The organism is Mucilaginibacter kameinonensis (assembly GCF_003675385.1).
GTDB lineage: Bacteria > Bacteroidota > Bacteroidia > Sphingobacteriales > Sphingobacteriaceae > Mucilaginibacter > Mucilaginibacter kameinonensis.
Genome location: NZ_RCWZ01000005.1, coordinates 573,264 through 594,314, shown reverse-complemented (window position 1 = coordinate 594,314; position 21,051 = coordinate 573,264). Strand labels below are relative to the sequence as shown.

The window sequence follows — 21,051 nt, the reverse complement described above, 5'->3', positions numbered from 1 at the left end:
GCAGCAGCAGGCAATTGCCATAAGGCGATGTTGTTGTTTTGCACAGCGCCTTTTCTGGTTTTAACAACCGGTTCCTGAAATTTTATTGCTCCATTTTTTAGGGCCTTAGAAGGTCACGTGGCATTGCTATGTCTAATTTTTAATCAAATCAATAACAATAAACTAAAACTGATAACATGAAAACCACAAATTACTTAACTAAAGCAAAAGTATTAAGTATTGCACTTTTGCTTGGTGCCGCGGGTGTAACGCATGCCGATCCTAAGCCTAAATTTATTAAAGAAGGCAAATGGCGTGGCGAATTTACCGTAAGCGAATCAAAAGTGCCCTTCAATTTTGAGCTGAAAGGAAAAGATGCTGAACACGCGGTATTTACGCTTATCAATGGCTCACGCCGGGATGATTTTCATGTAAAATCTATCGGCCAGGATTCGGTGTACATCAAAATGAATACCTATGATGCAGCCTTGGTTGCCAAAGTGGAAGACGACGGATCTTTAACCGGCGAGTATCGCAGCCTGGTTCCGGGCTTCAGGGGGAATTCGCTGCCATTTAAAGCAGAATATGGTAAAACTTACCGCTTTGTTGAACCGGGAAAAGACGTTGCCCCTACGGCAGACCTGAGCGGCAAATGGGAAATCAAAACCTACAGCAAAGAAGCCGTTCCGGCGTCTATCGCCCTGCTAAAACAAAAAGGCAATAAGCTTACCGGCGTGGTAATGACTGTAGTAGGTGATACGCGCGAGTTGGAAGGCACCGTGCAAGGCGATGAATTTGCGTTGAGTGGTTTCACAGGCCCAAGCCCATTCATTATTAAAGGTAAGATCAATGCTGATGGTACATTGAGCGGTGAACAGGGTTTCGGGATCTATAAAAACCTGAAGTTTGACGCAGCTAAAAAAGCCGAAGTTGAATTGCCGGATCCTTATAAATTAACTTTCCTGAAAGAGGGTTATAAAAAGCTTGATTTTTCGTTTCCGGGGATTGATGGTAAACAGGTATCGTTGAGCGATAACAAGTATAAGGGTAAGGTGGTGATCGTGGAGATCATTGGTACCTGGTGTCCCAACTGTACAGATCAAACCGTGTTCCTGTCGCCTTGGTTTAACAAAAATCATAACCGTGGGGTAGAGGCCATTGCTTTAGGCTTCGAGCAAAAAGATAGCCTGGAATATGCTAAATACACGCTGAGCAAGCTGCGCGATAAATATGCTATTAACTACGATATCGCTTTTGGTGGATTAGCCGATAAGAAGCTGGTATCGCAAAAACTACCTGCATTGAACAAGTTTATCGCGTTTCCTACTACGATCATTATCGACAGAAAAGGTGATGTACGTGAGATCTATACCGGGTACACCGGCACCGTAACCGGCAAATACCATGAAGATTACGAAAAGAAATTCAACAAGCTTTTAGACGAGCTTATCGCGGAGCCTGCGCCAGAAACTGCTGCCGTTGTTGATCAGCCGGCACGTCAAGGTAAGTAAACAACTATTAACTATCTATAATTTATCAAATGAAAACACTCAATTTAATTACTTCATTCAAATGCCTGACAGTAGGGTTGCTGTTGAGCAGCACAGTGTTTGCGGCCGATAAAAATCCGCCGGTAAAATTTATCAAAGAAGGCGTATGGCGCGGCGTGTTTACTGTAGCCGAAACAAAAGTTCCTTTTAATTTTGAATTGAAAGGTAAGGACGCGGAACATGCTACCTTCACGCTCATCAATGGTACCCGTCGCGATAACTTTCATGTTAAGCAGGTAGGCAAAGATTCGGTATTTATTAAAATGAATACCTATGATGCCGCATTGGTTGCCAAAGTAGAAGATGACGGAACCTTAAGTGGCGAATACCGCAGCCTGGTACCGGGTTTCAGAGGGAATTCACTACCCTTCACCGCCGAATACGGCAAAAGCTACCGTTTTGTTGAGCCTGGTAAGGATATTGCACCAGCCGCCAACTTAACCGGTAAATGGGAGCTGAAAGTTTACTCGAAAGAGCAGGTACCTAACAAGATAGCTGTCCTGAAACAGACTGGTAATAAATTAACTGGTGTAATTATGCAGGTAACCGGCGATAGTCGTGAACTGGAAGGCACCGTGCAGGGCGATGAATTTGAGCTGAGTGGCTTTACCGGGCCGAGTCCTAAAATTTACAAGGGGAAGATCAATCCGGATGGTACGCTGAGTGGTGAGATAGGGCAGGGCATTTATGATAACACCAAGTTTGATGCTGTAAAGGATGATAAAGCCGAACTACCTGATCCGTACAAATTAACCTACCTGAAAGAAGGCTACAAAAAATTGGATTTCACCTTCCCCGACCTGAACGGTAACCAGGTTTCATTAAGCGATGCCAAGTATAAAGGTAAGGTTACCATCATAGAGATTGTGGGTACCTGGTGCCCTAACTGTACCGATCAAACCGTGTTCCTTTCGCCATGGTTTAATAAGAACCATAACCGCGGAGTTGAGGCGATAGCTATAGGCTTTGAGCAGAAAGACAGTTTAAAATATGCGCAGTATACTTTGGGCAAGCTGAAGGAAAAGTACGATATCAAGTATGATATTTTATTCGGTGGCTTGGCCGATAAAAAGTTAGTATCGCAAAAACTGCCCGCTTTGAATAAGTTCATAGCATTCCCGACTACAATTATCATCGACAGAAAAGGCGATGTAAGGGAGATTTACACAGGGTATACCGGTACAGTTACCGGTAAATATTACCAGGATTACGAAAAGAAGTTTAATAAACTGCTTGATGAACTGATAGCCGAACCTGCACCGGCCAACGATGCAAATATTGTTGAAAGCAATAACGAAACCTTAAAAGGAAAATAAACAATAAACTGACACCTGACCCGGCTAAGGGTAAAAGCTTTGCCGGGTTTATTAAAACAACTTATTAACGATAACCCACCATGACAAAATTTACTGGCGCTGTATTATTTACAGCATTTATATCTCTTACTTCGTTCACATCTCCTGCCATAAAAACGGTTAAACTTACCAAAGGGAAATCAGGTATTATCAAAACTGCCGATACAAAAAGGAAAATTAAAATAGCATCCTTCAAAGTAGATAATGAAAGCAGCAAGCTTACCTGGTCCGCCAAGAAAGCCACCGGCGATCATAATGGCGAAGTGAAGATCAGCAATGGTAACTTTTCGATAGAAAACAACACGCTTAAAGGCGGTAGCTTCGATATCGACCTGAATACCATTACTGACGCTGACTTAACCGATCAGGCACAAAACGAAAAGTTGGTTAGCACCTTGAAAAGCGAGACTTTTTTCAATACTGAAAAATTTCCAAAAGCGAACCTGGTCATCAACTCGGCTACCAAAACCAGCGGTAACCAATATGATGTTAAAGGCAAACTAACCATCAAGGGTATCACTAATGACGTAAGCTTCCCGGCTACCGTTACTGTTAATGGCAAAAAGCTTTCCGCAAGCGCCAAAATAACTGTTGACCGTACCAAATATGATATCAAATTCAGATCAAAAAACTTTTTTGAAAACCTGGGCGATAAGGTGATCTATGATGATTTTGATCTGAATGTTAACCTTACCGCTAATGCGCAGTAACAAACTGTAAAGCAAGACACAGATAATCTTATTTTGATGATAAAAGCCGACCCGTTTTGGGTTGGATGGCCACAGCCATGACTAATAAAAGCATTTAAAAGCTCATGTAAAGTTGGAACAGATCCGGAGCCGGGGGAATTGGATACCCCGGCAATGGGCTGAACTTCGAAGCAGCTAATTAGATGTGGAACAATATGAAAAAAGGAAAAATATTACTGGTTTTAGGAGCTATCATGGTATTGATCGGCTTCATGAGTTTTGTAGGCTCCAAAGATGATGTACAAACCAGGGAGCAACTGGGCGAAAAATTATTTTTTGACCCCATATTATCGGGTGATAACACCATCAGTTGCGCCTCATGCCATAAACCAGCATTTGCTTTTGCCGATACTGCCGTGTTTAGTAAGGGAATAAAAGGTCAGCTCACTGCGCGTAACTCGCCGGGGTTGACCAACCTTTCGGGCAGGCCGCATCTTTTTTGGGATGGCCGGGCTTCATCGTTGGAAGAGCAGGCTTTAGGCCCCATCACATCGGCCGCAGAAATGGGGCTTCCGATAGAAGATGCCGTAAAAAAATTAAACGACAATAAATTTTATGCCGATGCTTTTCAAAAAATATTTAAATCAGCACCCACCAAAGATAATCTGTTGAAGGCCATAGCCTCATTTGAACGCACGCTTGAAACATCAAACAGTCCTTACGACAGGTATGTAAACGGCGATGACCATGCCATTTCAGAATCTGCCGCACGTGGCAGGTTATTGTTTATTGGTAAAGCCGCTTGTAACAATTGCCATTCGGGTGAGGATTTTACGGCCGACAGGTTTAAAAGTATAGGCCTGTATAATGGTAAAGACCTGAACGATCCGGGACGCTCGGCTATTACAAAGAGCAAAACCGAAGAGGGTGAATTTAAAATTCCCGGCTTACGTAATGTAGCATTAACGGCACCGTATATGCACAACGGTAAATTTAAAACTCTCAAGGAAGTGGTTGAATACTATAACAATCCATCGTTAGTGGTTAAAGATGGTATTAATCGTGATTTGGCGCTTGATAAGCCGCTTAACCTTACCAATGCGGAAATTGATGATATCGTGGAGTTTTTAAAATCCCTCACCGATGATCGTTTCAAGCAGAAATTAGCCTCAAATTAACATACCCCAATAAAATAATTAATTAAAACAACCGGGCAAACATTTGCCGGCAGGTCAGTTTTTGCCCTGCCGTAGCCACCGCTTTGCCCCAGAACTATTGTAACATGAAGAAAATTGTACTCTTGCTTATGTTCTTCGCCCTTATTGTGGGGCACAACGCATATGCACAAAAACGAACGGTAACCGGGGTTGTAACCTCTGCCGATGATAAAGCGCCATTGCCCGGCGTATCTGTAACAGTAAAAGGATTAAATGAAGGTGCAGTAACCAAGGCAGATGGTAGCTTCAGTATCGTGATCCGTAACGGTAAATACCTGGTGTTTTCGTTTGTAGGTTTTGAAAGCCAGGAAGTGGAAATTGACGGTATCAAGCAATTTCAGATCAGCTTGAAGCCATCAAAAAATAACGCGCTGAATGAAGTGCAGATTGTTGGATCGCGCAATGCCAATCGCACCAAGCTCAACTCGCCGGTAGCGGTGGATGTTATTGATGTTAAGCCGCTATTGGAATCCGCCCCGCAGGTTAGCGTAACCCAGATACTCCAATACATTTCGCCATCTTTCCACTCGGTTAATGGCAGTAATGCAGGTGATGCCGGTTCGGCATTAAGCCTGGCCCAACTCCGGGGCTTGGGGCCCGACCAGGTTTTGGTGTTGGTGAACGGAAAACGCAGGCATAAAAGCTCCAACGTTAATTACGGCGGTTTGGGTAACGGATCAACCGGTTATGATCTCAACGCTATTCCTACAGGTGCTATCGACCGGATAGAAATTTTGAGGGACGGTGCCGCGGCTCAATATGGTTCGGATGCTATCGCTGGGGTGATCAATATCGTACTAAAGAAAAAAACGGACGATTTTGCGGTTAATACTTCTGGAAGTGTACGCCGTCGTGGAGATGGAGCGGTTACCCGTACCAGTGCTAATTACGGCGTTGGTATAGGAAACAATGGCGGTTACGTAAATGTGACCACCGAATACGCTACACAAGCCATTTCTTTACCGGCTGGCCGAAAAGATGCAGGCTTATATAATGGCCCCATTTATGGTGGTGGTGCAAACACACGTGGTTATGATGCAATATACACCAAAGATATTGACGACGCTATTTTAGCAAGTCGTGGCATCGACCGTCATTTTTTTGATCAGCGCGCAAGTGGTTCCAATGCCGGTCAGGATGCCTTGCTGTTTTTCAACGCCGGTTTACCCTTAAAAAATTCTGCCGAACTGTATGCTTTTGGCGGTATCAGCAGCCGTAATTCACAATTTACGGCTACCTACCGATTACCCGGCTGGACATCACGTAACAATAACTTCATTTATCCTGATGGTTTTTTACCGGCAATGGAAAATAATATAGTTGATGAATCGATAGCCGTAGGAATCAGGGGTAAAGTTGGCGACTGGAATGTAGATTTCTCAAACGTGTACGGAAAAAATATATTCGGTAACCGGGTTGATAATTCGCTTAATGCCAGTCTTGGTTTAAAAAGCCCAACCAGTTTTGATGCGGGTAGTTACAATGCCAGTCAAAACACAACAGCGCTTGATTTTACCCGCTATTTTGACAAGGTATTAAAAGGATTAAACGTAGCTTTTGGCGCCCAGCATCGGGTCGAAGGTTTTCAGATTATTGCGGGAGAGGAAGCTTCTTATTCAAAAGCTGATCAGCGTACCATTGTTGATATCGACACAACCGCAGGCGGGATACCATACCTATCCAATGCGGGTGTAACATCCCTGAATGGTCTTTCGGCTGGCTCGCAGATCCATTTGGGTTTCAGGCCGGAGAATGCGGTTAACGTTAGCCGTTCGGTAACTGCAGGTTATGCTGATGTGGAATTGAATGTTACTAAGCAGTGGCTTGTTTCCGGTGCCGGCCGTGCCGAGTATTTTTCGGATTTTGGTAATGTGTTTACCTGGAAAGCGGCTACCCGCTACAGTTTCGCCAGATGGTTAAGTATCAGAGGATCGGCAAATACAGGTTTCCGGGCACCGGATTTGGCACAATCTTATTATACCTCGGTGTCCACAACCTTCCAACAGGGCAGGGGCGTTGACATCCTTACGGCATCCAATCAAAGCGCTGCGGCAAGGGCATTGGGCATCCCGAAACTATCGCCCGAAAAATCAAAAGGATATACTTTGGGCTTAACTTCGGCCCCGGGCAGCAATGTGGAATTAACTGTTGACGCGTACCTGATCAATATTGATAACAGGGTAGGCAACACAGGCAACTTTACGGCGACAGACACCAATCTGCCTACGGATGTTAAAAATTTGTTCCAGCAAACCGGTGCTGCCCAGGCCAACTTTTTTTACAATGAATTCAGTACCCGCACAAAAGGCATCGAGTTTACAGGCAGCTACAAACTGCTATTGGACAGGGGGAATATCAACTTCCTGTTTGGCGGCAACTTCGAAAAAAATGAGGTGACCAAAGTTAATACACCTAAAGGTCTTGAAAAATATAAAAACGTGATCCTGAGCCCCGGCGAAAGGGCGAGGGTAACCACCAATATCCCAGCGCAGAAAGTAAATCTGCAGGGCATTTACAGTTTAGATAAATTCACTTTCCTTGCCCGTACGGTATACTTCGGCAAGGTAACTACGGCAACGCTGCTTAGCGCCTCAGATCCGCTTAACCCGGTTTACTTTTATCAAAACCTGAAACCCATCTGGGTAACCGACCTGTCGGTCGGGTATAAGTTTACCAGCCGTATCCAGGGTACAGCAGGTGTTAATAACGTATTTAACGTTTTGGGTGATTATACGGACCCATCCATTGCCGGTTTACGCAATCCTACGGTTGTAGGTATCCAGAACGGCAGCGCCGGTATCCAGCCGTTTATCAAACTATCAGCTCATTTATAATTGCTTAATCATGAAAAGTATTTTGAAATCCATATATAAACAAAATTTGAAAACGGCAAAGTTTTCAAGATCAGCAAGGCTATCGATACTTGCCGCGATCACTATGCTTTTTGCCTCATCCTGCAAAAAGACAGATTATTTAGATATTAACGCGGCCGACAGACCCGCCCTCGCCGCGCACATCAGCTTTGTAAACGCCCGCCCGGTAAATACCGGTATACAGTTTTGGGTGTACACTACGCAGGTAACCAAAACAGCTTTGGCTATCAATACTAAAAGCGATTACATCGATACCCAGTTTGGCGACGTACAGATCAATTTTACCGAAGGAACCAATACATCCTACAAAGCCTCAAGGCAATTTGGTAACAGCGCCACCTTTACATCAACCGGAGGCCCTAATGGTCCGATAGCTAATTATTATCATACGGTATTCGCTGTAAAAAACAACAAGGCTACGGCCGATTCACTGATCCTTTTTTACGACGATCTAAGCGCGCCTGCTGCAGGTAAAGCCAAGGTCAGGTTTGTAAACCTTGCGCCGGGTACCTCTAATGTCGATTTTGGTATTGCCGGTCAAACCGCGCTTTTTACCAATACAGCTTACGGCAGGGCAGGAGGCTCGGTGTTGTCTGGGACGGGTTTGAGCACATGGTCGTTAGGGCCGTTTGCTACGGTTGATGCCGGTATAGTTAATTTCTCGGTTACACAAACTTCAGATCATACGGCAGTTAATATCGCTAATGATAAATTAAAAGATGTAACGCTTACTGCCGGCAAGATCTATACCATTTATATCAACGGCACGCCCGGCTCATCGGCTATAGGGGCAACTATACTTACACATAACTAAATTAAGACAAAGCACAGCATGGTGGAATAAGTTGTGCCAGCAAGCTGTCCCGGCTTTGATGTCGGGCAGCTTCTTTGATAATCATCAAATAATATATTATGAAAACTAACAGCAGAAGACATTTTATAGAGAATACGCTAAAGGCGACGGCGGCCGTAGCGCTAACCGGGCCATTGATTCTAAGTTCAGATAAAGCCTTGGCTGCTTACCAAAAAAATGAGTTCCCTTTACAAACCGGCGACGTTTTAAAATTCACCCAGGTACCGCTGGGTTTTGATTATAAAGCTTTGGAACCTCATATAGACGGATTAACCAATGAGATCCATTACACCAAACACCATACCGCGTACATCAAAAATGTAAATGACGCTATCGTTGCCGAAAAGTTGACGTTTGCTATGGAAAAAGAGTTTTTTGATCATGCCTCACAGCTTTCGCCTAAGGCTCGTAACAATGGCGGCGGTGCCTGGAACCATAATTTTTTCTGGGAGGGTTTAGCTCCGGATGCTAAAGGCCCGGACGGGAAGATCAAAGATGCCATTGCGGCAACATTTGGTTCGGTAGATCAATTTAAGGAGCAGTTTACACAGGCTGCGCTCGGCCGCTTTGGATCGGGTTGGGTTTGGCTGATCAATCAAAACGGTAAGTTGGTAATTGCTTCAACCGCCAACCAGGATAATCCACTGTTTGACAACGCAGCAGTAAAAGGTGCACCGCTGCTGGCTTTGGATGTTTGGGAGCATGCCTATTATCTCAAATATCAAAACCGGCGAAACGAATATGTTGCCGGTTGGTGGAATGTAGTAAACTGGAATGCTGTAAACAAAAGATTATCCTGATATGGCGCATCCCTCAAATTATACAGGCCCCGCTTCCGGACTATTGCAAAAAATACTATTAAGATCGGGCATTGTATATGCTGCTACTACAGTAATACCATTTGTTCCCGCGTTTTATCAGCAGGATTTTGATGCAGGCTTTTCAGTTAAAGGATACCCTTACCGGTGGCTTGATGTAATCAGCCAGAATAATCCCTGGTTTTTTAGTAGCCAGGGCGGTAAAAATTATGAAGGCTGGCTAATTACTTTACTGGTATGCCTGGTTATTGGGATTATATGGGCATTGGTAGAAAAGCAGGTTAATAAAGACCGGAACGCATTAGCTCAAAATAGTGTTGATGATCGTCTTTATAACTTGTTTTTTATTTTGGTGAGATACCAGATTGCGCTACGAATGTCATGGTTTGCAATTGCTAAAGTATTCCCGGTGCAAATGCCGTTCCCAACCCTCAGTCAGTTAAATACCAACCTCGGCGATTTTACTCCGGGTAAACTTTATTGGCTTACTACCGGTGTGTCTCCTTTTTTTGAGGTGTTTGCCGGAGTATTTGAACTTGTTGCAACTGTGTTAATCCTATTTCGGCGTACTGCCACATTAGGTTCGTTGATGATGATAGCTATTTTGCTGCCGATCTGGTTTGTAAACATCGGCTATGATGCAGGAGTTGAACTGGCGAGCCTTCATTTATTGTTCCTTTCTATTACGCTGCTGGTTAAAGACGCTGATAGTTTTTATAGTATCCTGATTAGGCACCAACAGGCGATAGTCAGTTATATACAACCGCCTGAGTTCAATAAGCAATGGAAAAGAGTTGCACGGGGTGGGTTTAAAGCTGTATTTATATTCCTGTTCCTGTTTTATCGCGGCTATCATTACGGGCAGTTATATGCAGCAGGCAAAACCTTTAAATTGCCTTTGGATGATGGGATTAAGAAATTTACCGGTTTTTATAACGTAAGCCAGTTCAAAATAAATAATAAGGCTTTACCATATGCCCCGGATGATACCGTACGTTGGCAAAATGTGGTGTTTGAAAAGTTTAATACCATCAGTATAGGCAGTTTGAAGCCATTCAGATTGCGAACCGATAATAAGAGCCGAACAACCGAATATTATGGAAATATCGGCAGGTTGTATTATGGGTATGAAGCAGATACTGTTAAACAGGTGCTTGTTTTGAAGAACCGGGCCAATATGGCAGAAATAATTAGGTTTACCTACATAGAGCTATCAGCAGGCGAGTTTATACTTAAAGGCAAGAACAATCAAAACGACTCACTTTACATTGTACTTAACAAGATTAAAAAAAATTATCCACTTGCTATTAGAACAAACGACAATATACGTGATTGATATAAGTGAACATTTTAGTTTATACCCCGTGACATTCCGGGCAGGTTGAAATTTTGCAGACTAAGTAGACTAAGGGTGATTATCATATTGAATTGCACCTCAAATTGATTATTGATTCAGCCCAGTTTTTGGCAATCATGACTTGATCGACAAACGCCATTTTTATGAGGAGTCGACCAAGGTGCCGTTTCTTGCCAGGTGTCCTGAACTTTTCAAGGGGGCGGTTGTGAGTAAGATGTTCCAGAATGTTGATGTCGCGCCAACGATCCAGCAGGCTGGGAACTTGCAAATGCCTGTCAATACGCCGGGCAGTTCATCTGATTATTGAAAGGTGATTCGACGAAATGGCGCGATAAGATCTTTCATGAAAATTACTGGGAATACTGTCTGTAAAATAAACTGTGTCATGTGCATTCGTGACTAAAGCAGGTTAAACGGCGACGCGTTTTTAGCTTTTATCCTCAGCACCAGCTAACGTAGTTCTGTGCGGTGGTTGAGTCCCCATTGTACGATCTGGTCAGTCAGCGGAATAACGGTCAGCCCATGCTGCGTAACCTGATAGGCTACCATGACCGGTTTAGTCGGCAGGACAGTGCGGGTGATCAGCTGGTTGGTTTCCAGTTCCTTTAATTCCTGCGTCAGCACTTTGGCAGATATGGCGCCCAATTCCCGTTGCATTTTCTTAAACGTATTTTGCTCATCAGGCCGGTTGCTCAGGTAACGCAAAATCGGCAGTTTCCATTTACCACCTAAAGCCTCAAATGTATCCAGCATGGCGATTCGCTCCTGTGGGCAGGTCGCTTCCTGCATCTTACCGTTAATATTTATCGTTCCCATAGTTTCCTTTCGGTTACCGCTTACCTACAGGTAACCCATGCGGCAAAATATGATATTAAGCCCCAATTTTGATCATATGAAAGCCATACTATTAAAAGAAGAGGAGCTGTTTTTGGAAGATGTACCGACTCCGGTTCCGGGGCAGGGTGAAGTGCTGGTGCAAATTGTTGCTGCCGGTTTTAATCCAATTGATTATCAAATGAGGCGCGGTAAAAGCGAACGGAAGAAAATGCGTTCTCCGATCCTGGGAAGAGAGTTTTCGGGTATCGTGGTTAAAAATGGTCCGCAGGCAGAGAAGTTTCAGCCAGGCAGCCCTGTGTTTGCAGCAGCCGGCAGTATGGGATCTAACGGGACTTATGCGGAATTCGTCGTTGTACCGGAAGCGATCTTGGCAGGAAAGCCTGATAACCTCAGTTTTGAGGAGGCGGCCGGTGTACCCGTGGCTTATTTGACAGCCTTGCAGGTAATGAACAGGGGGGGCTTATCGCTTGAAAAAAGCATTTTTATTACCGGGGCCGCAGGTGGTGTCGGCCTCGCTTTGATCAAATTGTTATTAGGAAAAGGTTTTACAAATATTGTGGCTACGGCTGGAAGCACCCAAAGCAGGCAGGCATTGATCCATTGCGGCTTACCAGAGACCAATATCATAGATTATAGGAGCGAAGCTGTGAAAGTTGAGCGGTTATTTGATCACTGTATAGATATTGTTGGCACTGCCATGTCAGAGCTATGCGCAGGTTTACTGGCTGTTAATGGCACCTACATTGACATTACCGCTTTAAGTACCTCTTATGCCCGCGAACTTTTATTTGATAAGGGGGCCATAATCATCAACATATCCAATTATGCCTATGCGACTACTGGCAACACCGTTTACTACGGGCAACATCTTAAAACGGTGGCTGAACTCATGAGAGCGGGGGAGCTTACCGCACCGCCGGTAAAACTAATTGGGCGCTTAAGCGTGGAAACAGTAGAACAAGCGCATGATTTGCTTGAAAATAATAGGAGTAAAGGACAAAAATTAGTAATGCGAATTTCATGAAAACGATACCCAGAAGAATAGTTACCGGTACCAGGGACAATCGCTCTGTAATTGAAAGTGATCAGATCGTTACCAATGTGTCAGAAGACATTCCCGGGCTGATCATTTCAGATCTGTGGAACACCGGCGAGAGCCCGGCAAGTTTAAGTTGGGAAAACCCGATACCTAATACGGCTATGCCAAATACACCTGCACGGGGCACCTATTTTCGCTATGTACAGATACCGCCGGATAAACAACTGGGTATCATCGCCGAACAAGGTCAACCGCATCCCCTGATGCATCAAACGGCAACTCTGGATTATATCGTTATTCTGTCGGGAGAAATATACCTGGTGCTGGACAAAGAGGAAACGTTATTAAAATCCGGTGATATTGTGATACAACGGGGAACGAATCGCGCCTGGAGCAACAGGTCCGGAGAGCCGTGCATTCAGCTCGCTGTTTTGATAGATGCGGTAAAGGTATCCTGAAAACTGTTAGGCTGGCGCAATGCTTTTTATGAAAGGCTCAGACCATTTAAATATATATTTTTCCTGTACTGTGTCAGGCCTACTTGTTTGTGCTTTTTGAAAAATTTGTTGAGATGACTTTCGTCTGAAAAACCAAATTCGGCAGCGATCTCGCCAATACGGTGATCGCTGTATCTTAGTCTGTGTTCAATGAGCCGCAATCGGTAGTTTGCAATATAATCCTGGATATTTTGACCACTTTGCTGTTTAAAATAACTGCTCAGATAAGTAGGGGCCAGGCCGAATACCCGCGCGATGACCTGGAGTTTAAGACACTCCGGCTGGTGAATGTTTTTTTGAATGTAACTGATCATTTCCAGCACGCGGTCATCAGAATGTGCTTTCAAACCTGCTGGTTTGAGCCGTGCTATATTCCTCGCGGCTACAATCAGTAATGCGTTTACAAAATGCAGGATCAGGTCTTTTCCATAAAGCCCCTCGTTGCTTATTTCACGCAATAGAGTTTCCGATATGCTGCTTACGATCATAGAATCTCCCTGGTCATTCATTACACAGCCCGAAACCCTGCCGGCATGATACAGCAACGATTCCAGGCAATCGATATGTACTGAACTATAATTCCGGATATAATTACTTGTTACTCTAATAAACAGAAATTCACTTGTATCGTTAATGTCGAACCGATAAGGATCGCCTGGCGTTAGTAGTAGCAAATTTTCGGCGCGATAGGACATTTTATTTTCGTTCATGCTCAGGCTTCCCTTACCAGCCACTACGTATACCATCTGAAAACGTACCGATTTATTGCAGGTTAATTGCGTGCATTTATCCGTACGAAGGTGCTCTATCTCCATAAACCCATTTATATCTGCCGTTTTCATCGCATAAATGTACTTATTTATCACATAATAATACCGAATTAGTTTGTTTTTACGGTATAATTTAGTGAAATGAAAAATACCGAATTATCAGGGACAAAATTGAAGGCGTTAGCTGGGGTATGCCTATCATCACTCATGTTTGGCCTGGAAATATCCAGTGTCCCGGTTATACTACCTGCCATTAAAAATACGCTACATGCAAATTTTACTGACCTGCAATGGATCATGAATGCTTATACCATTGCCTGCACTGCGGTGCTGATGGGCATAGGCGCGCTTTCAGATCGATTTGGCCGCAAGCTGATCTTTCTTATTAGTGTTGTTTCATTCGGCATTTCATCGTTCGCCTGCGGAGTGGCTCAAAATGTCGCCGTCCTGATCTCCTTTCGGGCAGTTCAGGGAATGAGCGGCGGAGCGATGCTTATATGTCAGGTATCCACACTGTCAAACCTTTTTCCTGACGGCAAGGAGCGTGCCAAGGCTTTCAGTTACTGGGGAATTATTTTTGGGGTAGGTTTGGGTTTCGGCCCTGTAATAGGTGGCGGGATATTAGCAGTTAGTAGCTGGGAATGGGTTTTCCTTATTCACGTATTGATAAGCTTTATTACCTTTCATCTCATTTATTTGGGCATTGGCGAGATACGGAAACCAACGGAGAAAAGCTTCGACTATATCGGGATGTTTAGCCTTACGTTCTCGGTGTTTTTCATTACTTACTTTATAACTCAAAGTTCTGGCGAGGAAATGCGGGCTACCGCTTTAATTCCGCTCCTGTTAGCAGTGGTATGTTTGCTCGTATTTCTGTTTGCTGAAAAAAAAGCTGCCGATCCGGTGATCGACTTTTCGGTTTTTCGTGTGCCGGCCTTCACCGGGGCAGTACTTGGCTCTATCGGAATGAATATAAGTTTCTGGCCATTTATGATCTACCTTCCAATATATTTTCAAAATGCGCTAGGGTATGATAGTACCTTCACCGGCCTGGCTTTGCTGGCTTATTCGCTGCCCCCATTGTTCCTTCCGCCTTTAGCTGAGAAGCTATCCCTTCGTTACTCAGCCGGTAGGGTAATCCCTTTTACACTACTCACCATTGGGGCCGGATTTTTTTTAATGTGGCTTGGCAACCGTAGCCCGCATGCCGGTTGGCTAACACTATTACCCGGCTTGATCACAGCAGGCGCAGGTTTATGATTTATATGCCGGCAGGATATACCAGCGTTTGATCAATTTACTTAAAGACGAGGATATCGCCGATCCCATATTACAGGATGTTTTCCTGCGGATCTGGGAGCGGCGGCGGGAGCAGATCGATATCGCGCAACCCTTCGAAGTCTACCTCTACAAGATCGCCGAGAATTTTGTGTACGATCATTTTCGCAAGCTTTCCCGTGACCTGCGGATGCAAGCCAGGTTACGCCACCTCGTTAAAACCACCAAATCGGTACGCGAATATGTGGTCGTCGCAGGTGGAGCAAGCCTGGCCATCATGATCCTCTTTTCGAGATTCTGATCTTAAATGTTGCTAATTTTATTAGTATTTCCCATCGTTTTTCTTGAATTTATTTTTCATTTTTGTTTTATGAAAAGTCTGCTGTTCGAAGAAAGCCCCAAAACATACCAAACAAGTGCCGGAAGGTGGGTCCGCGTCCTGCCGGATGACGGATTGACTTATCACCTCCATGACCTGGTACACGGTACAGCCCTTGGACGCCTATTAGTGGATGAGCAGGCGTGCTGGATTTATGATGGCGATATCCTGGAAGTAGCGGAGCAGGAGGAGTTGGCGGGGCTGGTTACGGGTTACCGGAAAGAAATGACGGAATTGCTGCGGACAGCAGGAATATAAAAAACATTGGAAGCAATCAGTAAATCTTTTAATTTCAGCGCGCTGTTATGGGACAATTGTTACGCCTTCATTTTGAAAATAAAGATCATGGTTTCAGGATTTTGAATAAAGAACCGGTAAGTCGTGAAACAACCGCGATCGAATTACTGTTAAACGGTGCGGCCCATATGATCATTAAAAGCGGGCAGATCTGACTGTTGAAAGACCCGGCTGATGAGCTACCTGCCGGCCTGGTGCAGGCGATCGCGAAGTCCATAACCCTGCGTTTCCGTATATGACTGTTATAGAAAGTGATGTTTATTGTATCGATCCTTTAGGTGCCGCTGACATCCGGCAATATGACCAGCTTGTTGCCGGGATCTATCAGTTGCTGACAGATGAACAAACTTTGCGGTTCCTGCCTGAGAAAAAGCTCCAATCGATGGCTGCTGCTGAAAACTGGCTGAATGCGGCAATACTTAACTTTTATTCGGGCCGCAACCAGGTCCACCTGATCCGGTCTAAAGGGGGCGGAAAACTGGTTGGTATTATCGACCTGATACCGCCTGCCGTGGCCAGGGAACACTACCGGCTGGCGGATTATCCTTTCTTTATTGAGTTTTACTTAAAAGGTGACGCCAGTGGAAAAAACCTGATGTCCCGATTGCTGCCGCAGGTGCTTTCCCATTTAGCACAGGAGGGTGTAGACCAATTGGCAGCTGTGGTGAACCGCCGGAATATCGCCGCCGCTAAGGTGCTGAAACGGTCCGGCTTTTGCTGCGCAGGCCAATTTGACCTGCAGCAGGATATCTATCGTTATTCAGCATTATCTAATTTTCGTGTTTTGCGTCCTTTGCGGCATTCAGCAGGGTTTTAAATATTTTGATCAGTTCGCCAGCAATGATCACATTTCCCTGGTCAGATGGGTGCAAACCGTCATAAGTCAAGCCTATAGCCTCTTTAGGATAGGGGTAATCGTCGGCAACCGGATGAAAGGGGATGCCGGCTGATTGCGGGTAGGTATAGTTGACGTACCTGCCGGTTATGGTATCTTTAAGCCGTTTGAATTTAACGAGCGCCGCCATAGGCAGCCGGCGGTTATGGTAAAGGTCTACAACCGGTATCTGTTCAAAGCGTCCGATGGAATCGATGGCATTGACGATGGTTTCGAGCGCCTGGCCGTTCTTTTCGCGGTAAGAGCCGTAGGCATTATTTCGAGGATCGTTGATGTAAACAAAGTCATTTCTTTGCATCGGGGTGACCAGGACGATCCTGGCGCCGGGGTTCAACCGGCGGAGTTTGCTAATAATGATCCGGAACGCCCCGTATACTGTACTGTTCCCTTTATTGTCCTTATAGTCATTGAGATTACCTGCAGGCCTGCCTTGCCACCAGTCATTGGTACCTAAGAAAACAGTGTAAAGATCTGCTGAGGGAATACCCAGGCTGTCGATATGCTGTGCGATGCCGCCGGATGTCCAGCCGTTTAAGCCTTTGTTGATATAATGTAAACCGGGAAAATGTTCGGTCACCCGGCTGAGGTAGCCCTTGGTTACGCGGTTACCGGTTTCATCCAGGTGATCATTCAGGTAAGTGATCGAGTCGCCGATGGCGACCCAGGTCTGTTCCCGGGGTTTGTAGGCGCTGAACAGCAAGATGATTGCTGCGAGCAGTGCGATAAACTTGGTTTGTTTCATAAGGGTTGTATTTCGGTTTTTTATTTAGATGAAGATAGCTTTAATAATTACATTGACCAATTTGTCATAACGGGCTGTAACGATCTTACCTGACAGGCGTCTTGTACTTGACCTGGTCATGATGACCATGATGAACCAATCGATGATGGTGATCTATCCGCTTAGTATATTCCAATTGATCAGCCTGGCAAGCCTGTTTTCAGGGTTGACCCTTGCTTTGCTGTTGTGGTTGCTGCCTGGGCACAAGCAAACTAACCGGCTGATGGGCCTGATCCTGCTTGCAAGCGGGCTTCAGCAGGTATCGGGCTATGTCGGTTGCTCGGTATTACTCGGCCCATTGATGTATCATTACGTACAAAACCGTGTGAACCCGGATTGGAGATGGCGGTGGTATGATGGATTACATTTGGCCACAGGACTCTTAACCTTCTTTTTAAAAGACTGGATCGTACCCTCCATCATTATCTTTTACTTATATGGCTCATGGCGGCTTATTCGCCCCGCTGCCCGGATATTTCAACCGGGGCAAATGGACAGGCCGCTGCATGCATTCCGTTCGCTGGAACGTTCGCTGATGTTATTAATGACCTTAGGTCTGCTGTGGCTGTTTAATGATGTCTTTAGTATGTGTTTTGCCGCGGTGCTGATCGTGTTGGCAGCGCAGTCGGTGTTAAAGGCAGCTTTTGTTGAACAGGTAACCGCGGCAGTGGGTACACCCCCGGCATTGCGGGTCAGGGGCAGATGGCTGAAGCGCGCTGTAAAGGACGCCCGTCTGTATGAGGACCCGGAGCTGACGGTTACCTCCATGGCCGAAAGACTGGCGATACAGCCGCACGAATTGTCAAGGACACTTAACCTTGGATTGAAAAAAAGCTTTGCTGATTTTATCTCAGAACTTCGGATCGCCGAGGTAATCCGCAAAATGCAGGACCCGGCCTATGACCGGATCACCTTATTAGGCATCGCCTACGATTCCGGTTTTAATTCCAAGACTTCCTTTCATCGCATCTTTAAGGAAATGACGGGCAAAAGCCCGGCGGTTTACCAGAAAGAACTCAAAAAAGAAGTCCCGTTTTCTAAACTGGGACCTTCCGCTGCGACCTGGCCGGTAATTTCGTACCAGGTAACCCGAAATCATATGTTTAAAAATTATTTGAAAATCGCCTGGCGGAATACGACCAGGAACAAAGCCTCTTCATTAATCAATATCTGCGGCCTGGCCGTGGGCATGGCTGTGGCTATGCTCATTGGTTTATGGATCTGGGACGAGGTATCGTTCAATAAATTCAACGCGAATTATGACCGCATCGTGCAGGTGCTGGCCAATAAGCATGTCAGCGGCGGGATAGCGACACAGGCCTCGCAGCCTTTTCCGCTTACAGCCGTATTGCGGGAGCAGTATGGGAGCGATTTTAAAGCCGTCGCCGCCGCGGTAACCTATGAGCAGAACATCAATTATCATAACCATGCCTTTTCCCGCACAGGTTGTTTTGCCGAACCTGCCATGACCGATATCATCACGCTGCATATGGTCAAAGGATCGAAAACAGCTTTCAAGACACCGGGCACGATACTGATTAATGCATCACTCGCGCGGGCCGTGTTCGGAGATACTGATCCCATCAACAAGATGATCAAGATCAGTGATGCCTACCTGGTCCAGGTTGGCGGTGTGTACCAGGACCTTCCCCAAAACACCCAGTTTGGCAATGTCGAATTTATAGCACCTATCCGCCTCCTGTTTAACAGTACCGGAGATATGAATAACTGGTACGATAGTTCTTTCCAGGTTTTTGCCTTGCTGAATCAAGGAATCCAGCTGCCGCAAACAACCCATAAAATACAGCACATCCTGAATGAACGCCGGAAAGATGCTACCAAACCCGAGCTGGTCTTATTCCCGATGCGGGCCTGGCACATCTATGAGTTTAAGGATGGCATTGCTGTCGCAGGCCGCCTGCAGTTCATCTGGCTTTTTGGCATTATCGGCTTATTCGTCCTGCTGCTGGCCTGCATTAATTTCATGAACCTGAGCACGGCCAGGAGCGAAAAGCGGGCAAAAGAAGTGGGGATCCGCAAAGCCATCGGCTCCCTGCGCGGCCAGCTGGTGACGCAGTTCCTCAGCGAATCTTTTCTGATCGTCGCCATATCATTCCTGCTCGCTGTTCTGCTGGCCTGGCTCAGCTTGCCCTTTTTCAACGACATTTCGGGCAAGCAGCTGCACCTGATCTGGAACGACCCACTGGTCTGGCTGATCTGTCTTTGCTTCTGCCTCCTGACCGGCTTGACCGCAGGTAGCTATCCGGCGCTTTACTTATCATCCTTTAATGCCGTTAAAGTATTGAAAGGAACCTTCAAGGCGGGGCCAATGGCTGCCATGCCCCGCAAAGTACTGGTGGTACTTCAATTTGCGGTCTCTGTTACGATCATCATCGGGACCATCGTTGTTTTCAAACAAATTGAATTCGCCAAGGATCGGCCGGTAGGCTATAGCCGGGACAAGCTGGTATCGATCCCTTATAATGCCATCAAAGAATATAGCGCTTTCCGTCAGGAACTGCTGAACACAGGCGCTGTATCCGGCGTATCCCCCTCGTCCAACCCGACAACCGGCACCTGGTCGTCAGCGGATAACCTGAGCTGGAGGGGAAAAGACCCCAACCGGCAGGAGGTTTTCGGCACCGTGCTGGTCGATCCCGATTTCGGCAGTGTCGTTGGCTGGAAAATGAAGGAAGGCCGGGATTTCTCCAGTCAGTTCCGGAGCGATTCCTCAGGATTTTTGTTTAATGAGGCAGCCATCAGGCAGATGGGGCTTAAGCAACCGGTAGGGGAAACCATCAAATGGCATGGCAAAGACTGGAAGGTGCTGGGCGTGGTGAAAGACATGGTCATGAATTCACCTTTCGAACCGGTAAGCCCGGTGGTGTTCCTAATGGATGACCACCAGCGGTCCTTCAATGTGGTCATTTTAAAACTCAAAGCCGGCCAGCCCGTAGCGCGCGAACTCGCCAGCATCGAAGCCGTCTTTAAAAAATTCGCACCGGAAGCACCTTTTAATTACAAATTCGCGGATAGTGAATATGAACAAAAATTCCTGGCCGAAGAACGTACCGGAAAACTGGCCTCCGTGTTCGCGGTGCTCGCTATCTTTATCTCCTGTCTTGGATTATTTGGCGTGGCATCATTCGTAGCTGAACAGCGCATCAAGGAGATCGGCATCCGCAAAGTACTGGGCGCCTCCGTTATCAGCATCTGGGGTTCCTTATCAAAAGAATTTATGCTGCTCGTGGGAATCGCGCTGCTCATCGCCGTCCCATGCTCCTGGTATTTCATGCATCAGTGGCTTCAGCATTATACTTACCGCACCGGATTGTCCTGGTGGGTCTTTGCATTAACCGCAGCAGGCGCCTTACTGATCACTTTAATCACAGTCAGTTACCACAGCATCAAAGCAGCACTGACCAACCCGGTAAAAAGCCTGAGAGCGGAGTGATTGAAGTAAGTTGCATGAGGTATCAATTATTTTAATCTAAGTGCTGCTCTGACCGATTCGCGATAGCTGTTTCCGACGGGTACACGTTGACCATGCACCGTAAGTTGGTTGCTACCGATCATCATAATATCCC

The 21,051-nt window shown here is 45.8% G+C and carries 20 protein-coding genes; 17 read left to right on the top strand and 3 right to left on the bottom strand.

All coding sequences use genetic code 11. The annotated features are described in order from the left end of the window. Positions 1 to 176 precede the first annotated feature (176 nt). The 9 genes from EAH55_RS25585 to EAH55_RS31575 all read left to right on the top strand — a co-directional run bounded on the left by EAH55_RS25585 (position 177) and on the right by EAH55_RS31575 (position 10,998). Positions 177 to 1,490 (top strand): peroxiredoxin family protein, encoded by a 1,314-nt coding sequence (locus EAH55_RS25585; protein WP_121812153.1) that lies wholly within the window; start codon positions 177 to 179, stop codon positions 1,488 to 1,490. Between the two features lie 29 nt (positions 1,491 to 1,519). Further along, positions 1,520 to 2,845 (top strand): peroxiredoxin family protein, encoded by a 1,326-nt coding sequence (locus EAH55_RS25580; RefSeq protein ID WP_121812152.1) that lies wholly within the window; start codon positions 1,520 to 1,522, stop codon positions 2,843 to 2,845. 80 nt (positions 2,846 to 2,925) lie between these two features. Then, on the top strand, positions 2,926 to 3,594 hold the full coding sequence (locus tag EAH55_RS25575) for a YceI family protein (protein WP_121812151.1): 669 nt from the start codon (positions 2,926 to 2,928) through the stop codon (positions 3,592 to 3,594). Between the two features lie 194 nt (positions 3,595 to 3,788). Beyond that, entirely contained in the window at positions 3,789 to 4,751 is a 963-nt protein-coding gene (locus EAH55_RS25570) for a cytochrome-c peroxidase (protein ID WP_208644934.1), read from the top strand. 104 nt (positions 4,752 to 4,855) lie between these two features. Continuing rightward, on the top strand, positions 4,856 to 7,624 hold the full coding sequence (locus EAH55_RS25565) for a TonB-dependent receptor (protein ID WP_121812150.1): 2,769 nt from the start codon (positions 4,856 to 4,858) through the stop codon (positions 7,622 to 7,624). Positions 7,625 to 7,634: 10 nt separating this feature from the next. Beyond that, on the top strand, positions 7,635 to 8,477 hold the full coding sequence (locus EAH55_RS25560; RefSeq protein ID WP_121812149.1) for a DUF4397 domain-containing protein: 843 nt from the start codon (positions 7,635 to 7,637) through the stop codon (positions 8,475 to 8,477). Between the two features lie 98 nt (positions 8,478 to 8,575). Continuing rightward, complete coding sequence (locus tag EAH55_RS25555; protein WP_121812148.1) at positions 8,576 to 9,316, top strand: superoxide dismutase; 741 nt, start codon at positions 8,576 to 8,578, stop codon at positions 9,314 to 9,316. 1 nt (position 9,317) lies between these two features. After that, positions 9,318 to 10,670, top strand: coding sequence for a hypothetical protein (locus tag EAH55_RS25550; protein WP_121812147.1), 1,353 nt, complete (start codon positions 9,318 to 9,320; stop codon positions 10,668 to 10,670). Positions 10,671 to 10,812: 142 nt separating this feature from the next. Continuing rightward, on the top strand, positions 10,813 to 10,998 hold the full coding sequence (locus EAH55_RS31575) for a sulfatase/phosphatase domain-containing protein (protein ID WP_394339802.1): 186 nt from the start codon (positions 10,813 to 10,815) through the stop codon (positions 10,996 to 10,998). A gap of 143 nt (positions 10,999 to 11,141) precedes the next feature. Here the strand turns inward: EAH55_RS31575 and EAH55_RS25545 are convergent, their stop codons facing one another. Beyond that, complete coding sequence (locus tag EAH55_RS25545; RefSeq protein ID WP_121812146.1) at positions 11,142 to 11,507, bottom strand: winged helix-turn-helix transcriptional regulator; 366 nt, start codon at positions 11,505 to 11,507, stop codon at positions 11,142 to 11,144. A gap of 76 nt (positions 11,508 to 11,583) precedes the next feature. On the opposite strand from EAH55_RS25545, the gene EAH55_RS25540 reads away from it, so the two are divergent. Both EAH55_RS25540 and EAH55_RS25535 read left to right on the top strand, forming a co-directional pair. Beyond that, positions 11,584 to 12,552: a quinone oxidoreductase family protein gene (locus tag EAH55_RS25540; protein WP_162997045.1), complete on the top strand. Its 969-nt coding sequence runs from the start codon at positions 11,584 to 11,586 to the stop codon at positions 12,550 to 12,552. Beyond that, positions 12,549 to 13,025 carry a cupin domain-containing protein gene (locus EAH55_RS25535; protein ID WP_121812144.1) on the top strand — a complete coding sequence of 159 codons (477 nt, stop codon included), beginning with the start codon at positions 12,549 to 12,551 and terminating at the stop codon, positions 13,023 to 13,025. Before EAH55_RS25540 ends, EAH55_RS25535 begins: the two co-directional genes overlap by 4 nt. 26 nt (positions 13,026 to 13,051) lie before the next feature. Here the strand turns inward: EAH55_RS25535 and EAH55_RS25530 are convergent, their stop codons facing one another. Continuing rightward, positions 13,052 to 13,906: a helix-turn-helix domain-containing protein gene (locus tag EAH55_RS25530; RefSeq protein WP_121812143.1), complete on the bottom strand. Its 855-nt coding sequence runs from the start codon at positions 13,904 to 13,906 to the stop codon at positions 13,052 to 13,054. Positions 13,907 to 13,975: 69 nt separating this feature from the next. Between EAH55_RS25530 and EAH55_RS25525 the strand changes: the two genes are divergently transcribed. From EAH55_RS25525 to EAH55_RS25510, 5 genes are all read left to right on the top strand, one after another. After that, the gene (locus EAH55_RS25525) at positions 13,976 to 15,094 is read left to right on the top strand and encodes an MFS transporter (protein WP_121812142.1); all 1,119 of its coding nucleotides are present in this window, start codon (positions 13,976 to 13,978) and stop codon (positions 15,092 to 15,094) included. A gap of 28 nt (positions 15,095 to 15,122) precedes the next feature. Further along, complete coding sequence (locus EAH55_RS25520) at positions 15,123 to 15,413, top strand: RNA polymerase sigma factor (RefSeq protein WP_162997044.1); 291 nt, start codon at positions 15,123 to 15,125, stop codon at positions 15,411 to 15,413. 153 nt (positions 15,414 to 15,566) lie between these two features. Beyond that, positions 15,567 to 15,749: a hypothetical protein gene (locus tag EAH55_RS25515; protein WP_162997043.1), complete on the top strand. Its 183-nt coding sequence runs from the start codon at positions 15,567 to 15,569 to the stop codon at positions 15,747 to 15,749. Between the two features lie 47 nt (positions 15,750 to 15,796). Next, positions 15,797 to 15,943, top strand: a complete 147-nt coding sequence (locus tag EAH55_RS31085; RefSeq protein ID WP_162997042.1) for a hypothetical protein — start codon at positions 15,797 to 15,799, stop codon at positions 15,941 to 15,943. 80 nt (positions 15,944 to 16,023) lie between these two features. Further along, complete coding sequence (locus EAH55_RS25510) at positions 16,024 to 16,605, top strand: GNAT family N-acetyltransferase (RefSeq protein ID WP_121812139.1); 582 nt, start codon at positions 16,024 to 16,026, stop codon at positions 16,603 to 16,605. Here EAH55_RS25510 and EAH55_RS25505 read toward each other — a convergent pair. Next, the gene (locus EAH55_RS25505; RefSeq protein WP_121812138.1) at positions 16,559 to 17,425 is read right to left on the bottom strand and encodes an SGNH/GDSL hydrolase family protein; all 867 of its coding nucleotides are present in this window, start codon (positions 17,423 to 17,425) and stop codon (positions 16,559 to 16,561) included. The two genes, EAH55_RS25510 and EAH55_RS25505, sit on opposite strands and share 47 nt — an antisense overlap. A gap of 127 nt (positions 17,426 to 17,552) precedes the next feature. On the opposite strand from EAH55_RS25505, the gene EAH55_RS25500 reads away from it, so the two are divergent. Then, complete coding sequence (locus EAH55_RS25500) at positions 17,553 to 20,918, top strand: ABC transporter permease (protein ID WP_162997041.1); 3,366 nt, start codon at positions 17,553 to 17,555, stop codon at positions 20,916 to 20,918. Positions 20,919 to 21,051: the final 133 nt, after the last annotated feature.